The sequence below is a fragment of the Paenibacillus sp. P4_A9 genome (genome assembly GCF_056402415.1).
The window spans coordinates 158,259-177,968 of the sequence record NZ_JBFUHL010000005.1 but is presented as its reverse complement, the minus strand read 5'-3'; the positions used below and the strand labels follow the sequence as shown (position 1 = coordinate 177,968).

Genomic DNA, 19,710 nt, shown 5'->3' with positions numbered 1-19,710 from the left:
CGGTATTTATAAATTTGCTAACCAAAGAATCCATATACTTCGTGCTGTAGCTGGTTTGAGAAAGGATAGAGGTATTCATTCGGTTGATATTATCCAAAGAAGCCGTAAAGAAATTTCGATAGAGAAGCGACGATAGCCCTAAAATCAATAAAGTAACGGTTATGGTAAGAGTTAACATCATTTTTGCAAATAAAGTCTTGCGAGGAGATTTAAGCGGGAATAACATGTGAGAGTTAACCTCCTAAAGATAATTTACTATACTTCTCTCTTCTCCAAGACTGTGGCTTTATCCTTCAGAAAGTTTTCAAGATATATAAATAACAATACAATTTGTAGAAAAATGCATTTTTTAATGGAATAATGTAAACTACTGAAATTACTTTTCCCGTAAATTCAAACAAGAAACGGGACTGGTGATTTAAATGACGGTGCCCTTCAATCATTTTTCATGACTTTTGGGACACCCTTAAATTGTGATTGATTATGAGCAAACTCCAATATACTTCAACGTGACCGAGGGTGCAGAATGATTAAATAATTCTTTAAGCACGGATACGTTTTTGGTTGTTTGATAAAAGTGATATCCGTACGTCTTACGTAACGTATGGGTTCCGACTTTATTTAAACCGGCTTCTTTGCCAGCCTTATTCAAAATTCGATACACATGGATCCGTTTGATTGGATTACCCGTTCTCTTTGAGTGGAATACATACTCTTCATCATCCTTGTATTTAAGATACAGTTTGAATCCAGCACGTAACTCCTCAATTAACTCAAATTTTTTTTCTTTTCCGGTCTTTTTTTCTTTTACTTGTATAACATTTTTCCCCTTTACATCTTTTACTTTTAATTGAAGCAGGTCGTTAAGATGCAAGCCCGAATTTATTCCGGTTGTAAACAGTAGCCAATCTCTGAGTGACCGCTTCAAAAGAATAAATTGGATTTCTTTTATTTTTAGCCTATCCCTTATAGGGTTGACCTTTTGCATAAAATACACTCCTTCCTCTAATTGATGTTACGTTTATTTTTACCCTTGGCATCAAAGTCGATTCCCCCTCCTTTTTCCACTATATTTCTTGACTTACTTTATCTTAGACTTGGTGACCTGGAAGATAGGCATTTTGAAAAAAAAGTGCCCACCATCCGGGTCTTTTGCACTTTAGTAATGAGGTTAAAAACAAGAGCGAGGTCAAGGACATGACGAATATCATCAAGTCATCAAAGATAAGAATCGTAATGTAAGTTATTTGTAACGATCTCTTTTTCTTACTAATCTAATGAACTCATGTGACTGCCAGTATCCCGTTTTCTTATAAAAGCGACTTAAAATGTGAAACAACAAATAAAGGATTCGATTACGCATATGCCTCCTAAAATTGGAACCTAATCCAGAATAATAACTTGATCATACCTTTGCTCAAAGACACCCGGAACCTCATACGCTCGCTCCGCTTTCAATCGTTAGTCCAAGCTGTCCAATAATGTTTTTATTTGGGTGTTAAGGTTCAATGCATTCAGAATGACCGTAAGAGCCTCCGAACGTGTGGAGTTGCCATGTGGATCAAATATTCCACCGTTCTTGACACTAACGATGCCAGCTTCAGCCGCATCTTTGATTTGATTCACTGCATAGGAACTAGCGCTTGCCAAATCTGTTAAGTTACCCTTGGAAGAATCTTTATCCAGTTTAGTCAAGTTGACAACACGTGATAAAATGACAATCATTTCCTCGCGACTGATTGTTTGGTCCGGTTTAAAGGTTCCGTCTTCGTAACCGGCAATCACCCCTGCGCTAGCGAGCTTCTTAATAACGCCCTTTGCCCAGTGACTGTCGAGATCGTTTAGTTCAACGGAATGATTAGCGCTGCTGCTGATATCAAATACGCGTGCGATGATTGCTGCGAACTCAGCGCGTGTAATTTTGCCATCCGGTCGGAACGATCCATCCTCATACCCATCGATAACGCCAAGTTTCACGAATGTACCGATGGTCTTTTCGGCCCAGTGACCTTGAATGTCAGCCAGTTCAATTTTCGTATTAGATGTCAGAGCTTCCGCTACCTTAGACTTGATAGCTTGAAGCAAGTCTTTTACATTAACAATATCACTATTAAACACATCATTCGGATTAGTCTGGATCTTGTTTGTTATAATAGCCGAAACCTTACTGTTGTTAGAAACAACAGTAGACTCTAACTCTGAATTCAACTGTTTCACGTTTTCCAGCACAATTTCAGCAGATCCTTGACTAACCGCTTGAAATGTCAGCTTTGCCAGTGTCACATCCCCGTTCTTGCCTGGAGCATTGCCTGTTTGCGTATTCGCAATTTGAATTTTGTTTCCTTCCACAAGAGGCCCCACAGCAAATCCGCTACTATCACTAGAACCATTGATATACTTCAAGTGGCTGGTATCAAAAGATAAATTGACTTCATATGCGTATAAGTCGCTTACTTGCTTTCCACTCACCGTCACTTGGAAATTATCGCCTGCCGATATGCTTTCATCCGAGATGGAAAGCACGAAGGCTGGTCCAGAGGTTGCATGTATACCAAGTGATGGAAGCAAAAGCATTGTTAAAAAAAACATCAGACTGAATGTGTGTATTTTTTTTATCATCGAAGAAAATCTCCCTTTTATATAACATAGTGTAGTTGCTTTATTGCAAAAGTCTTACAAATTGCCCTATAATCCTTCTTTCCTTTAAGCCTACACCCCTATGGCACTGGTATTTCTATAATCCCTTGGGGATACGCCGACATTTTTACGGAAGGAAAAGCTGAAATAATTGGCATCGGAATAGCCTACTTTCTCCGCGATTTCAAATGTCTTCATATCCGTGGTACGTAGCAATTCCTTGGCAGCATCTATGCGGATATGGTTCAAATAGTGCACGAACGTCATTTTTGTCTCTTTTTTGAAAATACTGCTGAAATATCCCGTACTGATATACAAATAGCTAGACACTTTGTTAATTGTAATATCGTCTTCGTGATAATGGTTCTTCGTGTACTCTTTGGCCAGCCCCACCAGCTTTTTATACGAATATTGACGGTCTGTGGCAATATGATTCATCATCGAGGTGCACAGCTCGACAAGCCAATGCTTGGCTACTTCCAAGGTAGTAAACTTATTGATCTCTGTAAATGGAATGAAGTTGTCACCGAATACCTCGTCCACATTCAAATTTGAATCTTTGGCGACCTTTAAAATACAAGTCAAGATTTCGAGCAGATAGATCTGATACTCCTTAACGGAAGCAGCTCCCTCGATCCCCTGAAAAAGCTCATCTATCGTCTCCTTGATTTCCTGATTCGTCCCTACTTTGATGCAACGCGTCAAGGAGTGCTCCTTTAGGTCATCAAAGCGGAGGTTCTCTACACTGCGCTTTTCTACATCATCGATGCAAATAATCCGGTTATTCCCAAGGATGAGTCGATAGTCTAGCGCCAGCACAGCATCTTCATACGAATATTTAATTTTGGCGACATCCTTCATGACTGTCCCAATACTAACTGTTATGTTGAACTTCAAGTACCTCTCCACATTCTGTCGTACTTCATCCAGTATCTTCATCGTCTCTTGCAGTGCGATTTCGCGATCCCCGGTCTCCCTTACGGATATCACTACCACCTGATCGTTATGCATGAAAACAAGACCAAGGCACCGTTTATCAGCAATTTCCTCTGTAATATTCAATAGGGCAAAATATTTCAGCGCCTGATCCTCCGAATATTTCAAAGTAACCGAACCTACAAGCCCTCCCCGTTTCTGAATCTCCTCTTCAGGGATCAGCTCCCCATCAATACTCATTACAGCAACCACGAAGCTATTACCGCTGAGATCAATGCCATATTTCGCCGCCTTCTCATACACTTCTTCAACGGGAAGCTTACGATTTATGAGTGTAGCCAGGAAATTCTCCTTCAGCATAGGTATACTCTTCTGAAAATGCTCCAAAAGCAACTGTACAGTCTCCCGGCGGGCCACTTCCTCTTGAATCTGCCCCTTTACCTTAAGCAGCGAATGGATGAGCTCCTGCGCCGAAAAAGGTTTCAGCACATACTCGTCGATGTGCAGCTTAATCGCTCTTTGAGCATACTCGAAGTCATCATATCCCGTTAGAATTATGATCTTAATGGTCGGAAAGCGTTCCCGAATTTCTTCAGCAAGCTGAAGTCCATTCATGAACGGCATCTTGATATCCGTTACTACGACGTCCGGTTGCAGCCTCTCTACCATTTCCAATGCTTCTCTGCCGTTCTCTGCCTTCTCAATGACCTCGAAGCCGATCGCTTTCCAGTCCAATTCGCGAACGACACCTTCCCGAACATCCTCTTCGTCATCCACTAAAATTAATTTGTACATATTTACCCTCCAAAACATTTTTATATAAAACTATTTACGAAGCCGCTTGGAGTTCGCAAAAATAGGACAAATTGCTTCGTTAATGAAAGAAAATGCAAGCAAAGTTATCGTTGGGAAAAAAAATATCGGCCTGTGGTCTGCAGTTTCATAACGAAACATTCAGATTTATAAGCCGAATACAATTTAATGAAAAGTCATTTTGTTTTCTAAAAATTTGCGGGCATGGTAACCACGCCCGCCCCTTCATCTTTTTTTAGAGCTTTTAATTCAAAATCGCTCTTGCTACAATGGCAAGGTCTGTAATGTCTACTTTGCCGTCATGGTTGACATCCGCTTTCTCATTCCATCCCGATTGACCTTGTTCTTTGCCGTAAGCAACTGCAACGGAAGCCAAGTCTCCAATTGAGATACCGCCTCCATTGATATCTGCGGTTATTTTCTTGCTTTCGAACACTTGCATTGCAGCTTCCAATGCTATTTTCGCGCTATCTACCTGCTGTTGAGTTGCATTCGAATTGTTTACTGCCGCTTTGGCTGCATCGATAGCCGACTGCAATTGCGCTTTGGAGCCAATCGCATACAGTCCATCTCCATTGCCTTCCACAGCTGCATCGTACTTCGCCTGAGCGCTTGTGATCGTTGCGTTCAAGAGCGACTTATCTACAGGTATACTAGCTACAGTTATTTGTATCTCGTGGGAAGCTCCGCCGACCTTCAGCTCATTCCCCAGCCCATTGGCAATCACAACATGGTCTACAGAAATTGTCGTATTGGTTGCCTGAGTTATAGATTTGGCCTTAAATTGGATTGAGAGCAATTCGCCTTGGGCAGGTATGTTAGCGCCCACGCTGGCAGCCACAATCCTAATAGTTCCTGGCACCGAGTCATCTTTATCAATGACTCTAAATCCGTCTATCAATGACGTAACTGTATTGAACTCCAATCTTGTCGGATCAAAGTGAAACGTCAAGTCTTGACCATACACTTGTTGGTATACACTTTGCGTAACGCTAGTCAATCCCATCGTCAGATTGAAAGTTTGGCCAGAATTTACTATCTGCGCTCCAGTTAAAACAGTTTGCGGCACTACCGGCACTACCACTGGTTCCGCAAGTACACTGATCTCCGAGGCGCTTGCAAACCCACTGTTGCCCGCTGTTGCTTCGAGCTTGACATAGGAAGCATTTGTCGAAGCAAACGTAGCATATTTCAATGCAATGTCGTTCGCCCAATTTCCATTTGCAACCTTCGTAAAAGATACACCATCCGTACTTACATACACGTTATAGCCTGTTATAATTCCATTGGTGCCTCCTGATTGCCTTGGTAAATACGCGACTTTATTGATATTGTAGGTGCCTCCAAGGTTTAAGGTAATCGATTGTGGGAGAACGTCGGATCCACTCCACTTTGTATGCCAGATCGTTCCTGGATTTCCGTCAATCGCCTTTGAAGCTGCGTTGTCCGCATTTTCCTGACTTGTCGCCGTTGCCGTCAATTGTGATGAAGGGATCTTATTTACAGTTACGCTAACGCTTGTTGTCAAAGGCACGTTGTTGGGATTTTCTACATCTGTTGGCAAAGCTACAGTTCCATTAACAGTGAAGGTCTGTGCTGTCATTACAGTGGGATCATAGTTTGTTGCATCTACATTCCATGTCACATTGGCATCCACACTGTTTGCATTGGTAACCATGGCTACTGTCTTTGGCAATCCAAGAGCGTCCGCTGTCTTTGCCGTTCCGATGTTCACTCCTGTGATGGCTGCCGGCGCTGTGAAGCTCATGACTGAACTAAACGTATAGTTTTGGCCATACAAGATCAATTCAGCGAACCCTACTCTAAATCCACCACCGGCAAGTATATCCTTTATAGTTACGCGAACATAATTGATATTCTTAAATGGCTTAGCAAAAGTCTCCGGTGTAAATTGTTGCCCCCCTACAGTGTAGTTATCAAGAGCTTTACGCCATACAACGCCATCCGTTGATACTTCTAAATCATAGGTATACCAGTTACTATCTTTTTCCCAGAAAATGCGGCTCCCCGCTATAGTTTGGGGTGTCTTAAACTTAACAGTAACGGACTGCGGCATTTCATTTGATTTTGCCAACCAGCCTGTTCCAATGTTTGTATCTCCATCCCTTAACTTATCCGTGCCTCGACCAGCTTCAGTTTCCGATGATGCTGTTATTGTGTCGATGGCATTATCAGTAATAATATCATCCGGGATTTGTTCATCTGATGGTACCACCTTAAACTCATACAGGGATGCCCAGTAATTATTAGTAATGTTGCCTACAATGGATAATTTTACGTATCTGCCTCTCGTATCAACCAAAGCTGTCTCTTTACCGTTTTTAACTGTATTGGTTGATTTATCAATAACCTTAGTCCAATTCACGCCATCTTTTGAAACTTCAATGTAATATTTATATACAGCATCTGATTTCTCCCATAGCATCTGGAAGCCTTGCAAGTTATAGTTTTTCCCTAGATCAACCTGCAACCATTGGGGCAAAGAACTTCCATTTGCAGTCCATTTTGTAGATTCACTATTGTCTACTGCATTTCTAGCAGGATTTCCACCTTGCTCAGACGATGCTGTAGTGGGCTTTCCAATGGCAATATTTTTAAAGAATGCCTCTTTAGGCTCTAGTTTCTCAACTCCGCCAACCCATGGCGTATGTTGTGATACTGACACAAACTGTCCTTGGTAAGGTAACGTGCTTACAGTTGTCGTTGCTGAGGTGAGACCTTCTGAAGTAGCAGTTATTTGTATATCCCCACTTATGTCAGAAGCTCTTACAAATGCAAAGCCTATTCCTGCTTCAACATTCTGATCTTCAACGCCAATTCTTGGCATGCCTTTGCCTTCAAGCTGACCTTGTCCTGTTACAGCGATATGAACGGAATTTGCAGCAGTTGGAACTACTGTACCGTTTGCATCAACAACCTTGAAATAGACAGGTATTAAGTCAGAACCATCCGCTACAGGTTTAATACCTCTATCACGAACTTCAATTTCTAGTTTATTTGCCTGACCAGGTGTTTTAACCGTATGCGTTTTTACAACTTGTCCATCTAAGATAGCATCAGCTCTAAGTTCTCCCGCAACAAACTGGGACAATGTAAATTTGAATATCGGGCTGCCACCTTTTGCTACTGTATTAGGAACATCCACTGCAGCCTGTGCTCTTGTAATTTCTCTCACTAGTACATTGTTTTGATACAGCTTAACAGAATCAGCATTGCTGAATACATTGACACTAAGACTTGATGTTGAAGAATAAGAGCTTCCTATAAACACCATTGGTCCATATACAGGGTTTCTAGCAGATTGCATGGACTGCAGCCAATAGTAGCCGTATTTTTCATATCTATCTATATCTACTGATCCGGCTCCTGCTGTCACAGAGTTTGACCCTCGAGTATGGTCATTCCAAATCCACATGAAATAACCGCCTATTCTCGCATTGGCATCCATCCCGCCCCAGTCAGAATAACCATCACCATTCAGCATTCTCTGACGGTTAAGAAGTGCGGATGTAATAGCAGCTTCGCCTTGATTTCYCAAAGCCCTACTACCATCGCCCCAATCACCCCATTCACGTGTTAAGAACGCTTTATTGGGAGCATAATCCGTCCATTTACTTGGATCTGCTTGCCAATTCGTATTAACTCCCTTGTAATTAACCTCATAGTATTCACCATGAAGCCCATTGTCGTTCGCGGTATACATCTGGTTACCCGGATATTCCTCATGAGCAATTTTAGTTACTGCGTCGTTCCATGATGCCGGGGCAGTTGGTGTTTCATTCAACGCTGCTTCCCATAAGACGACTGAGGGTCTGTTCCGATCGCGTCTTATCATTTCGCGTGTATCTCTTAATGTTAAATCATAAAATTTAGTGCTGTTTGTCCAGTTCTGCCAACCAGGCTGACACTCTACGACCAACAGGCCAATTTCGTCGGCTGCATCCATAAATGCAGGATCATTAGGATAGTGAGCAGCCCGCACCGCATTAAATCCATCTGCTTTCATTTGCAATGCATCGCGATATTGCATGGAATCAGAAGCTGCATCCCCTATATTTTGATACTGTTGATGACGATTTGCTCCACGTATAAATGTCTTTTGGCCATTGATATATAAACCATCCGGCTTAAACTCTATCGTCCGGACACCTACTTTAGTAGTCGTAGAATCTACTAAACTCGAATCATTATAAACCTCGCTTACCAAAGAATATAAGTACGGAGAATCCGGACTCCACAAACTTGGATTGGTTACAGTTAAGGTTTGATTGAATTGATTATCTCCACTCGCAGCTATACTTGTTGGATCGGTTTCACTTTGTGCAACAACGTTTCCGTTCTTATCTACAAGCTTGCTGATTACTTTGGCCTGTGCAGAAACAGTATCTGCATTAACGACGTGCGTTTTCACATTAACCGTTGCGCTTGAGCTTGTTACCTGAGGGTAGGTAACAAAAACGCCGCCACTGGCTGTTTTATCGGCCTGTAAAGCATCGGAAATATGCAAATTATTCGTAATTCTCATTTTTACATCTCGATATATGCCGCCGAAGTAATGGTAATCAAGACCCGCATCAGGTTTCCCAGGCGGCGTATCAGGATTGTCCAAACTGGATACCCTTACAGCCAGAACATTGGTTTGGCCATACTTTACCTTATTCGTTATGTCCACTGAAAAACCAACATATCCACCATTGCGAGTGAAAACTTTCTCACCATTCAAGTAGATGTCACTATCGATCATTACACCTTCAAAATCAATATTTATTGTTTTTCCTCTATACTGCTCATCAACTGTGAAATAATTTCTGTACCAACCTATCCCTTGATAAACGGATTGGGCGCCATTTGCATGTTTTTTTTCAAGTCTCATTGTATGAGGAATTGTAATATTTGCAAATTTGCTGTCGTCGAAAACAGGGGCCTCTGCGCCAGTCAAGTCACCTAGGTAAAATCCCCAATTATTGTTAAAGTTTAATATTGCTCTTTGATCCGTCCCGTTTGTTTCCTGAATAGCGCTTGCGGAAGCCTCTGAATTTGGAAGTAACATTCCTAACACAAGAGTAAGTAGTAGAAGCATAGGAGTTATTTTCTTCAATGTTAGCACCTCTTTCTATAATTTTGCATAATCGACAATCACTAACCGCTTCACTTGATGTATTTTCTCAATGAAAAGATAAGAATCACACAAGCTTCATGAAATCAATATTTTGAGTACGCTTACACCCACCTTCAAGAAAGTACAAATTAGTAAAACCCCCAAAATCGACTTTCTACTGCAATTTTACCTATCTTGTGACAATTTCACCTTAAGAATAATCATGTTTTTAATCGAAATTATCATTAATTTCAAATAATAATCTGATTAATTAGATTTATCCATTCCTAAGTTTATGGCCACGTTTATCTGAAGATTGTTGAGATACCTGGTAGATTTCTAAGCTAACGATAATTTCGCCTCCGAGTAATCATCTAGTTGCTCTCTTAAGTTTCCTCATATCGCTATCATAAGCAAAGTGAACATAATACCTATACAACAGAAATACATGAATTCTTCAAAGTATGAAGAATGTGCTTCTACTTTTTTTAAAGATTTCTCTAAATTCTGCTGCTGGCCCTATTATGTGACCTTTTCAACGAATCAAATCGATTTAATAAATCATCAAGTTCTTTAGACTTCCTCAATACAACCTCTGATTCTAATCCAAAGATCATTCCTAGAAAGACCATTTCCTCTCTTTTCTCTTCTATGGCTTTTTTGATTTTAGAGGCCTTATCCAGTCTTCATACCCCCTTCAATAAAATAATTTGTTGATATGGTTTTGGTGTCACGACTTTTTAATTTTAGTTAGATACATGTTTTTATCTGCAATTCTTATTAATTCATCTATGTTTAACGCATCATCAGGGTAACTAGATACACCTATTGATAGAGAAATTTCTAAATTTAAAATCATCGATACTTCCTTTAATTGATTTTCAATTCTATTTAAAAAAGTAAATAAATCATAATTATTCATATCCGGGGCAACAATAAGAAATTCATCACCACCCCAACGAGTTATAATATCCGTTTTTCTTGTACAATTCACCAACGATGCAGCTATACATTTTAAAACCTTATCCCCCGTATCGTGCCCAAATGTATCGTTAATTTGTTTAAACTTATCCACGTCAACTACAAACAAACTTAATTCCTTCTTTTTCTGCTCCATCTTTAGCAAAAGTGAAGATAATGTTTTTAATCCATATCTTCGAGTATTTACCTGGGTGAGGTAGTCTTTCTCGGAATAAAACTTCGCAATATCATAGTGCTTGCCCAAGAACCAACCCAATACTATGTTAGCTAATGCACAGATCAAATAGATGATGTCCATTTTCCCATAAAACTGATAAGAATAAGAATGAACGATTAATGAGGTAAATCTATCTTTTATATCGTTTTAGATGCAATATTCGTCTTTTTCATATGATATAGTGCTTCTAGCGCTATTCCCCAATTGACATCCCCAACTGCTTTCCAGAACCATTCCAAATAATGGGACTGCGGATGATTATTTCAATAAATTCAGTGTCAATTTTTAGAATCGTGGCATTATTTAAAGCATTTAACAATTTGTCATCCTGTAATGACCGCATAATTTATCACCTCAATCTGAAATGGGTAGAGGGAAGAAACACATTTGGGCGTAAAAAAGTAGTTTTTTCATATGTTTGTTATAACATCTCACCCACTCTACATCTGGGGGCGACATCGGCGATTGCCACCAAATAGATGATCGCGCCGAACTCGGTCTCCTTCCATACTCCTGTCGCGATTAATATCGTCTAGAAAAATTCGGGAATCGAGATCCAGTTCACCGGTTCCTTTATCTGGTCGATCTTCTGCATCAGTATGTTCAGGCTGCCGTTATCCACGGACAGCAGAGAGATGACGAACCCCGAGACGATAACCCAAGAAATAAAGTGGGGCAAGGTGCGTTCCGTCCAATAATTCGCAATGTAAACCATCGGCAGGCTATCCGTATGCTCATGTACGATATCCGGTCAACGTTGACTTTGGTAAAAATAGTAAACGAATTTAGACAGCCGAACCCAATCGATGGCCCATGTTGAGTCCAAGCCTGCTTCACCATCACGAGAACATTAGTTCCCACATTATATTAAGTGATTCAAATAAAAACAACGCAATCAGCATGAAAACACAAATAGCCCTACGATTCTCGTAAGGCCAGTATCACGTTAAGTTTTCTATCTCATTTTAATGCACCATTCGCCCATCCCGAAACCTAACAACCCGCTTCGCCTGCTCAGCGCTTCCAATTTCCTAAGACTTCTAAGTAATAAATTAAAACCGCGCTGCGAGCGGATCTCTATAGATATATGTACTTGTCCTCTTACATGTTAGGATATTTATTATAATTTAGTGTCTTAGCCGTGAAGATGTCTGGAGAATATTTTCGGAAAGAGAATTGTGAGTTTAGGATTGTTCTATAGTTATTTAACAAGAACATAATTACATTAAACTTTCAATAATTCTTCTGTCGCACTCACCCAATTGAATTATACCAGCCATTGGACTAGGCCATCTTGGTATGACTAAAAATGGACTGAAAGTAGTTCTATTTTCGTAAATTGCATAGTACATTACCCTCCCCTTTTCAATTTTCGTCTCATAACTACTGACGAATCCATTTTCAACGCTTTTCAAGGATATCTMTAGTATTCATGGGTACCCTTTCTTCTGTCACTCCCATAAGAATCAGCTCTCCGCCAGGCATCAAAATATCTATAGCTTGGTTAATCGCGCTTTCGGAGAATTTCCCCCCAGTACATTCTAAAGCAATGTCAAAAGCACTTCGCGAACTGAAGTCGAAATCTTGTACCAAGCTTCGTGTTGCAAATTCAAAATGCTTCAGCTTATCTTCGATTGCGCCAAATACATGCAGACGGTCTTTCGTTACGCCAAACATGTGATGCAGCATAACTGCTGTCACATATCCAACAGGACCGTCGCCGAACACAGCAACCCGCGCATTTTGCAGCTTATCGACTATATGGTAAAGTGCTTGATACGAAACGGTGCATAATTCGGTTAATACCGCGATTTCATCAGGAACTTCATCTGGAATTGGAATTGCACAGGATAACGGTATTACTAACCTGTTCTGGGCAATCCCATCCGTTCCACTTCCCAAGAACGCTCCACGATGACAATAGTTCTCGCCCTGGTTGCTTCGGCAAGCGTGGCAGCAATTCATGCGGTCAATCCCTTCTAATAAATAGCCAGGTATATTAGGAACAATGACGACACGTTGCCCGATTGTTAAGTGTGAGCTTCTACTCTTCACGACCCTCCCTATCCCTTCATGAATGAGTGCCATGGGAAGCTTACGACTTAAGGCTTCTTGCCTTCGTTGTCCGCTATAATAACGTAAATCAGCATGACAGATACTTCCCATGGAAGGTTCTACAATGACTTGGTGATCATGCCACTCATGTTCAACAAAAGTCTCGTTAACTACCCAAGGTTTCATGAGTCTATAAGTTCTAGATTGAGTAGTCTCTATGCGAATTGGTTGTGACAAATCGCGTACCTCCTTATATCCTTACTCAAGTGAGTCCTTCTTTTCTCGAACCCGATCATTCAGATTGGCCATAAATCGAACATATTCTGCTATCACAATTTCAGGCTCTGAACCAGGAACCTGCAGTTCTTTGCGCCACTTCGTCTCCCACTCCAACGAATAAAATCCGTCATAACCAGACTGAATAAGGCCACTTACAATGTCCTCCAACGGCACTATGCCATCACCGATGCGAGTATAGCACCAATCATGCTCCATGGGGTCATCGAATGGCGTCCCATCCTTCATATGCACATGAGCACAATATTTGCCAATCCACTTCAATGTGTCCTTAACCGATTCACCATCCTCCAAAGGATGCAGCACATCCCAGATCACTTTGCAGTTTGGTCGATCGACATCCTGCAAGAGACGGGCCAACGATGAACCTGTGGCATACTCATTGTGGCTTTCCACCCAAATTTCAACCCCGTAGCATTCAGCATATTGGCATGCTCTGCGTAAACAATCGACGATTCGGGTATGGTCAATGGCGACCTTAGGTAAATCGTATCTTCTAGCAAAATTACCAAGGAAGACGCGAATCCCTTTCGCATTTAACCTGGCTGCCATATTGGTCAGGGCTTGCAGCTCCAAAATCCATTTATCGGTTTCCTCATCCGAGGTGCCTTTGATGCATACACTTGAACCAATATTGGTGACGATTATTTTCTCGCGCTCAAACTGTCGAGCGATTCGCTGAAGCTCGTCATGTCCCCAATCCGCAGAAGCCCACGTTCCTTTCGTTTCCCGAAGCTCTATCCCCTGAATGAGATGTTCTTGGCAATAATCAATCAACCTCTGCGGGCTCCAATCCTCGCAAGGCAGCGTACTGAAAGATAGATTCACCATGCCATACTCCCCTTTATCCTCTGTCTTTCAAAGCTTCGTTCATCAAATTAATGACAAACTGCTGTGCAGCTGGGTCCTTTCTCACTCCGTAAAGTCCCTCAGTTCCGTAGCCATCCGACAATCGTCCATCTGTTAAAAGCTGCGATAGCAGCAATCTTCCTTTCCCAACGCCGAAATCAACCTGAATGACAGGTGTTTTAGTTAAGTTAACTCCGCATTGTACAAGAGGTGTTACTTGCTGCGCAATGTTATGAAACGATGCCCGATACATCTCGGCCAAATCAAATACGTGTACAGGAGCACTCGGATTTAAAGCATGTTGTAAAGCCGGAGCATCATCGAACAACAAGCGCACCTTGTTCCTTAGAGCATCTATCGCCTCGGTGCAGCGATGTGTATCAAAGGCGTAAAATCCACAAAGTTCAAATGCAAAGTAATCTCCTTGCTCTATTTGCTCAATATCAGCTCCACGTTGTTCCCATGTGTAAAGGAAATCCGTGGCGCTCAAGCTAGTGACTTCCATATCGTAAGCTGGTGAAATCAGTCCACCGCGGTACCCATTCCATAGCCAAGTTGCCTGATGATCCAGTCCATCCCATAGCTGCTTCCCTGCATCTGTCGAGTGAATACAACTTTCGGGTTCAGCATGCTCTTGGAAGCTCACGTTAATTCCTTGGAGCAGCCCCGTCTCGATCCGTTCTGCCTGCTCGACTTTCATAATCTCCTGCAGCGGTCCGAGATCATCATTAGTTAAGTAGCCTTGGCCGAGCTTGACAGGACCACAGTTCAGCATAATGACCGAACAACCTCGTTCGATAGCTTGGTTAAGCCGATCTTTCGTGTCCACGTCGGAGGTGGCCGCTGCCCATTTCAAGCCGGATAACAGCAGCAAGTTCGCATCATCCTCCTTCGATATCGTCCAGCCGCATTGGCTAATAAACGCCTGAAGTTCATCTTCCCCTTCTAACACAGCTATATTCGCCGTTGTCAATCTTTCTGGAATGATAGGACGTAATGTTCGGAAGCGCCATTCCGATACTATGGGATGGACAACGGAGTCAGGTCCATTGAGCAGCTCTGCTCTGAATGTCCATTGTCCGTTTCCAGGGGGAAGTGTCACCTTGACTTGGGTTCGAATGGTTCCATAGGCCTCGACTTCTTCCCTTAATTCAATCACTGTAAAAGGCTTAGCATCCGATTGTTCCATAATTGAAAAACGTGCTTTCATTTCTCGGTTTTCATCCGTCTCGTTAAACCAATATAACGGCAGCGCAACCTGCTGTCCTGGAATGAAATTGCGATCCCACACTTCCAGACTTACGCTGACTGGCGAATAAGCAGCGGTCAAGCCAGCCCAAACCGGCTTCGGATTACCTTCCTGCAACTTACCCATAAAATGATGGTTCCCGTCCTCCCAACTGGACAACATGACAAAAGGTGAAAAACCGGCCGCACCTAGTCTGCGCCAATATTCGGCAATTTGGGTGTTAGCCTCACAGTTCAACTGAAGACGCTGCTCTTTCGTATGATCTTTCCCAAGAAAACGAGCAAGGCTTTCTTTTAATGTAAAATATCCGCCGGGATTTCCCTCGCCATCMAAATAATTGCCACCGAACTCATCAGCTACAATAGGTAATGAGAACTGCTCTGCTGAATCGTAATATAAGCCAACATTCTCAAACAAGCTCCACCAGTACTTATGGATGTGAAGCACATCGCGGTGAGAAATAACTAGCGGAGGGTACTCTTTGGCAAGTCGTTCAATCGCACGAAAGCCTACCGCCAATTGTTCGCCTTCTGTCTCATTCCAAGGATGAATGATACAGACCGATGGGTGACGCATGCATAAATCAAGCCAATGCCGCCATTGCAGAAGCAAGCTTTCTTCCGAAGCATTCATACCATGGAAAAAGCTCCATTCAATCTGGACCATCAAACCATGTCTATCACATAAATGCAGCAGCTCCTCTGGCGGAGTCCCCAGATGAAAACGAAGAGCGTTTGCACCATGGCCTTTTAACCTCAATATGATATTGCGTTCAAACCAATCGCTATCGAAAGCTAGCTCCGATGCCTCTGGATCACGGACCCATCTGTGCCAAACCAAGCTTCCGGCACGGAAAGTAATCGGATTTCCGTTTAAGCGGAACTTCAATCCATCCGTTTGAAACTCTTTGATGCCAAGTGTTTGATTCTTCACACTCGAGCACTTGCCATTCACTGTATAAACACTGACTTTGAGGCGATAACAATAGGGTGTTTCAGGTGACCAATACTTGCATAATCCGTTCAGTCGAATGACTGTTTGACCAACTGAATGCTTGAGGGGGACGTTCTCCTCGGCCAATACAGTGCCACATGCCTCTGTCACCTGAATGGAGAGACTTGCCTCTCTCTGAGTCGAAAATCCTTCTACTTCCCAGTGCAAATTAACTTCATCCTGTTCCAAGTCTACAAAAGGAATTAGTCTTGAAATGTAAAACCCATGATGAAATTCCAGCGATACCGAATCCCAAAGGCAGGAGGAAATATTAGAACGCCAATGATCTGCCGAAGGGATGTAGGATGCATCCTGCACATCCATATCCTTCATTGAACATAAGGAGATCTCCAGCATGATCAGCTCTCCTGGGGCAACATGACGGCAATTCAATGGATGCTTTGTTATCGTCATACCGCCTGGTGAGGAGGATACCTTCTCACCATTCACATAAACGGTTGGGCAAAATCGTGCCCCATTTAGGATCAGAATCGCCGAGGTCCAATCCCCCTCCGGCAATTCAACCATCCGTCTATACCACAACGTCCCTTCCGTCATATGGCCTGGATCTGTGGCCAACCCAGGGACTTGAGCCACTATTTCATAGTTTCTGTCAATTCCTGCTTCCCATGTTCCATTCAAGAGCATTTCAAACATGTCCCCCTTCAGCTGGCGTTGTGCGTGAACCCTGACCACACCAAACAGGACTTGACAGTGCCATGTGATTATCCACTTGAATGACCCGAATATACCAGTACGAACTCTCTCCGCCACGTAACGTTAGTTCTTCTTCAAAGTGCTTGGCATTGGGCTTAAATCTGTGGTACAGCTCTCCATTTCTCACCACATCTACCGCTTTAAGCGGTTGTTCTCCAGCAACAGAAATTTTGAGTGTATACGATTCGGCTTGCGGAAGTTCTGCGCCCATTAAATGACCATCAACTGTAAAGACCAATCGGATTCTAGCATTCGTCGTCCCGTAGACCCGCCTGTTTCTATAAGCATCCAGAATTGCTTCCCGCGTCAATTCCTTGGCAAACACCGCCGTCAACCCGTTTCTCCCTGGATTTCCTTTGTGACCGTCGGAATTGCAAGTCAATCCATAGCGATGACCTTGGTTCAGAAAATAGGCAGCTGTCCGATCTTCCCTCATTTTGTACATATGCTCAGGCACTAGCTTCTCTTGTACTTGCTTATATTCAAAGCTGCCGTGGCAGGAGAAAAACTCAATTACCGGCTCAACACCTTCGTATGGACAGGCATACCAAGTGTCTGCATCCATGGTACCCGAATTATGCAAATGTGGAATCGCCATATAATCAAATTCTTTGAATGCCTCCCACAAGTCTTTCACATTCTTCAGGCTAGAATTAGATATTGTCTCATAATCCAATTCTTCATTTAGCAGTACATGCGTGTCGCCACGTTCACAACGAAATTCAAAACCCCAAAAAGTAATAAAAGAGCCATCTACGTTGTATTGCTGTACCGTCTCACTAAGTTCTTTCCAATTCGCGCGAGTGAGCTTGTTTCGTTCGTTGTCCCAAGGCTGATGATGATCCGTAATAGCCATAAAGTCCAAGCAAGCTGCCTCTTTTCCATATGCAAACATGCGGTCCGGCGTCATATTCATCTTTTCGCGTTCGATACAGTCATTGGACAACGAAGAATGGCAATGTATATCGCCGAAATAGAGATGATAATCGTCAAAGACATGAGTAACGGATGGTGTTTCAGCTATAGGTAAACCCTTGCTCGTGATCTGCTCATGGCTGTGGTTCGATTCAAATACACCATGTCCATTCATGGCGTATTCTCCCTTATCCATGATATACGTAGTCAAATCGGTGATATCACTCATATTCGCAAATCGGTCCATGATTTGCAGCCGACTTCCCCGGTCTGTGCGAATGACGCGCATCCGTTCCGGTTCTCTTGCGATGATATGAAGGCGCAGCTCTTGTGTAAACTCAGGTATAGGTCGTTCATAACCTGCATAGGAACGGCCGAAATCGGGAAAGGCCCGACTTCGGTCAACAAAGTAACGAACATCTATCGTGCTGTAAAATGGCTTCGTTAAAGAGAGCGTTGTTACTTTGACGCCCGTACCGTAGCCCTCGCGAACATACCCCCATTTAATCACAATTTCATCTCCTGGTTCTGCTGCCGCTCCTTGAAATAAGATGACAAACATGCGAGACGCGTTATTCTGGAAGCGAGGCAAGCGAGAAGTGACGAATTGCTCCGTTTCCAAATTCCAGACCTGCTTTTCATACTTAATATCCGGATTTGAACAAAATACTTCGGTGTATCCCGCATCTTCCGGTCCAATGACAGAGGGGCGATTAAAACCTAAAAACCCGGGCATATCCAGTACAAGGCAGCTGTTATCTGAAGTAAAATGCTCACCCGTAATAAGCCGAATCGTGATCTCCCCGCTATCACCGGCTTTCATTTCATCCGGAGTAATTTCAACACTTTGGAAATATATAGTCTCCAAGCTTACCGACTCCTTTGACCATTTCTCTATTCGTTACACTTTATTGACCGTCATGCGCGCGAACATCTGGCTCGTAACCTGACGCTGAAGAGGATCCCCTTTGGCGAATCTTTCTAAGTCATCGACAATGAGCTCACCCATTTTGGTTTTCCTGTTGTGGCTGTAACCACCTATATGAGGCGTACTCAATACATTAGGTAGATGCCTAAGTACATGATTGCTTGGAAGCGGCTCGATATCAAAAACATCCAGTGCCGCATGCAAACGAGATTGTTTCAATTCAGCTAAAAGAGCCATTTGGTCAATAATTTGGGCTCTCGCTGTATTGACCAACAAAGCACTGTCTTGCATCCATGACAGCTCCCTCCGGCCGATCATTCCCTTCGTAGATGGAGTTAACGTATTATGCAATGAAACGATAGAACTGCGTTTCATCAGCTCCTCTAGGCTGCATAAGGTGACGCCTAGATTACGTGCCTCCTCCTCCTCGCAATAGTTAGATCGCAGCAATATTTCAGTTTCAAACGGCTTCAACAGGCGGATCACTTCTCTTGATATTTCACCTAATCCAATAAGCCCGACCGTTTGCCCTGACAATCCCATGACCGTTTCCGTCATATTGTTCGACCAGCCACCATTCTCAAGACGGTTGACATACGGGCGAATCTGCCAAGCTCCTCCCAGCATGAGCACCAATGCCAGCTCTGCTGTAGATTGAGCTAATGCACGATTGGCATTAACAACGGTGATCCCTTTCTCAAAAACTGCTTCATCCACAATGCCGTTAATGCTGCCAGCAGCGTGCCCGATAAATTGCAGTTTTTGTGCGTGCTCCAATACGTCAGAGGTTATTTTGGGCGACCGCCAGGAAGTAATTAAAGCGTCATATTCGCTAACCACTTCAGACAGATCGCTGCTTGTAAAGGGGTAGGATTCCGTCACAATATCCACTTGGGAAAACTGCTTTATGCGATCGACTAGCGCATTCGGGAATATCATCTTTTTTAAATCAGGTTCAAAGATGGTGATTAACGTTTTCATTGGCTAATTTCCTCTCCAGATGG

General features: G+C 42.7%; 12 protein-coding genes and 1 pseudogene. All 13 read right to left on the bottom strand.

Annotation, left to right across the window (positions count from 1 at the left end; all coding sequences use genetic code 11):
- Positions 1-481: 481 nt before the first annotated feature.
- Positions 482-988 carry a tyrosine-type recombinase/integrase gene (locus AC1DVJ_RS07195; RefSeq protein WP_477589478.1) on the bottom strand — a complete coding sequence of 169 codons (507 nt, stop codon included), beginning with the start codon at positions 986-988 and terminating at the stop codon, positions 482-484.
- A gap of 473 nt (positions 989-1,461) precedes the next feature.
- Positions 1,462-2,619 (bottom strand): S-layer homology domain-containing protein, encoded by a 1,158-nt coding sequence (locus AC1DVJ_RS07190; RefSeq protein ID WP_477589477.1) that lies wholly within the window; start codon positions 2,617-2,619, stop codon positions 1,462-1,464.
- A gap of 90 nt (positions 2,620-2,709) precedes the next feature.
- Positions 2,710-4,368 (bottom strand): response regulator, encoded by a 1,659-nt coding sequence (locus AC1DVJ_RS07185; RefSeq protein ID WP_477589475.1) that lies wholly within the window; start codon positions 4,366-4,368, stop codon positions 2,710-2,712.
- A 262-nt stretch (positions 4,369-4,630) separates the two neighbouring features.
- Positions 4,631-9,457 carry a discoidin domain-containing protein gene (locus AC1DVJ_RS07180; protein WP_477589497.1) on the bottom strand — a complete coding sequence of 1,609 codons (4,827 nt, stop codon included), beginning with the start codon at positions 9,455-9,457 and terminating at the stop codon, positions 4,631-4,633.
- Positions 9,458-10,005: 548 nt separating this feature from the next.
- Entirely contained in the window at positions 10,006-10,158 is a 153-nt protein-coding gene (locus AC1DVJ_RS07175) for an aspartyl-phosphate phosphatase Spo0E family protein (RefSeq protein ID WP_477589496.1), read from the bottom strand.
- A 77-nt stretch (positions 10,159-10,235) separates the two neighbouring features.
- A complete protein-coding gene (locus tag AC1DVJ_RS07170) occupies positions 10,236-10,784 on the bottom strand; it encodes a GGDEF domain-containing protein (protein ID WP_477589474.1) in 549 nt (182 codons plus the stop codon).
- Between the two features lie 112 nt (positions 10,785-10,896).
- Positions 10,897-11,046, bottom strand: coding sequence for a sporulation histidine kinase inhibitor Sda (gene sda, locus AC1DVJ_RS07165; RefSeq protein WP_477589472.1), 150 nt, complete (start codon positions 11,044-11,046; stop codon positions 10,897-10,899).
- A gap of 105 nt (positions 11,047-11,151) precedes the next feature.
- Positions 11,152-11,382 (bottom strand): annotated as a pseudogene (locus AC1DVJ_RS07160) (sugar ABC transporter permease); the annotation flags it as partial.
- A 722-nt stretch (positions 11,383-12,104) separates the two neighbouring features.
- On the bottom strand, positions 12,105-12,995 hold the full coding sequence (locus AC1DVJ_RS07155; RefSeq protein ID WP_477589470.1) for an alcohol dehydrogenase catalytic domain-containing protein: 891 nt from the start codon (positions 12,993-12,995) through the stop codon (positions 12,105-12,107).
- 21 nt (positions 12,996-13,016) lie between these two features.
- Positions 13,017-13,886: a sugar phosphate isomerase/epimerase family protein gene (locus AC1DVJ_RS07150; protein WP_477589468.1), complete on the bottom strand. Its 870-nt coding sequence runs from the start codon at positions 13,884-13,886 to the stop codon at positions 13,017-13,019.
- A gap of 13 nt (positions 13,887-13,899) precedes the next feature.
- Positions 13,900-16,803, bottom strand: a complete 2,904-nt coding sequence (locus tag AC1DVJ_RS07145; protein WP_477589466.1) for a glycoside hydrolase family 2 protein — start codon at positions 16,801-16,803, stop codon at positions 13,900-13,902.
- Positions 16,796-18,646 carry a DUF3604 domain-containing protein gene (locus AC1DVJ_RS07140; protein WP_477589465.1) on the bottom strand — a complete coding sequence of 617 codons (1,851 nt, stop codon included), beginning with the start codon at positions 18,644-18,646 and terminating at the stop codon, positions 16,796-16,798. Before AC1DVJ_RS07140 ends, AC1DVJ_RS07145 begins: the two co-directional genes overlap by 8 nt.
- A 33-nt stretch (positions 18,647-18,679) precedes the next feature.
- Positions 18,680-19,687: a hydroxyacid dehydrogenase gene (locus tag AC1DVJ_RS07135; protein WP_477589464.1), complete on the bottom strand. Its 1,008-nt coding sequence runs from the start codon at positions 19,685-19,687 to the stop codon at positions 18,680-18,682.
- Positions 19,688-19,710: the final 23 nt, after the last annotated feature.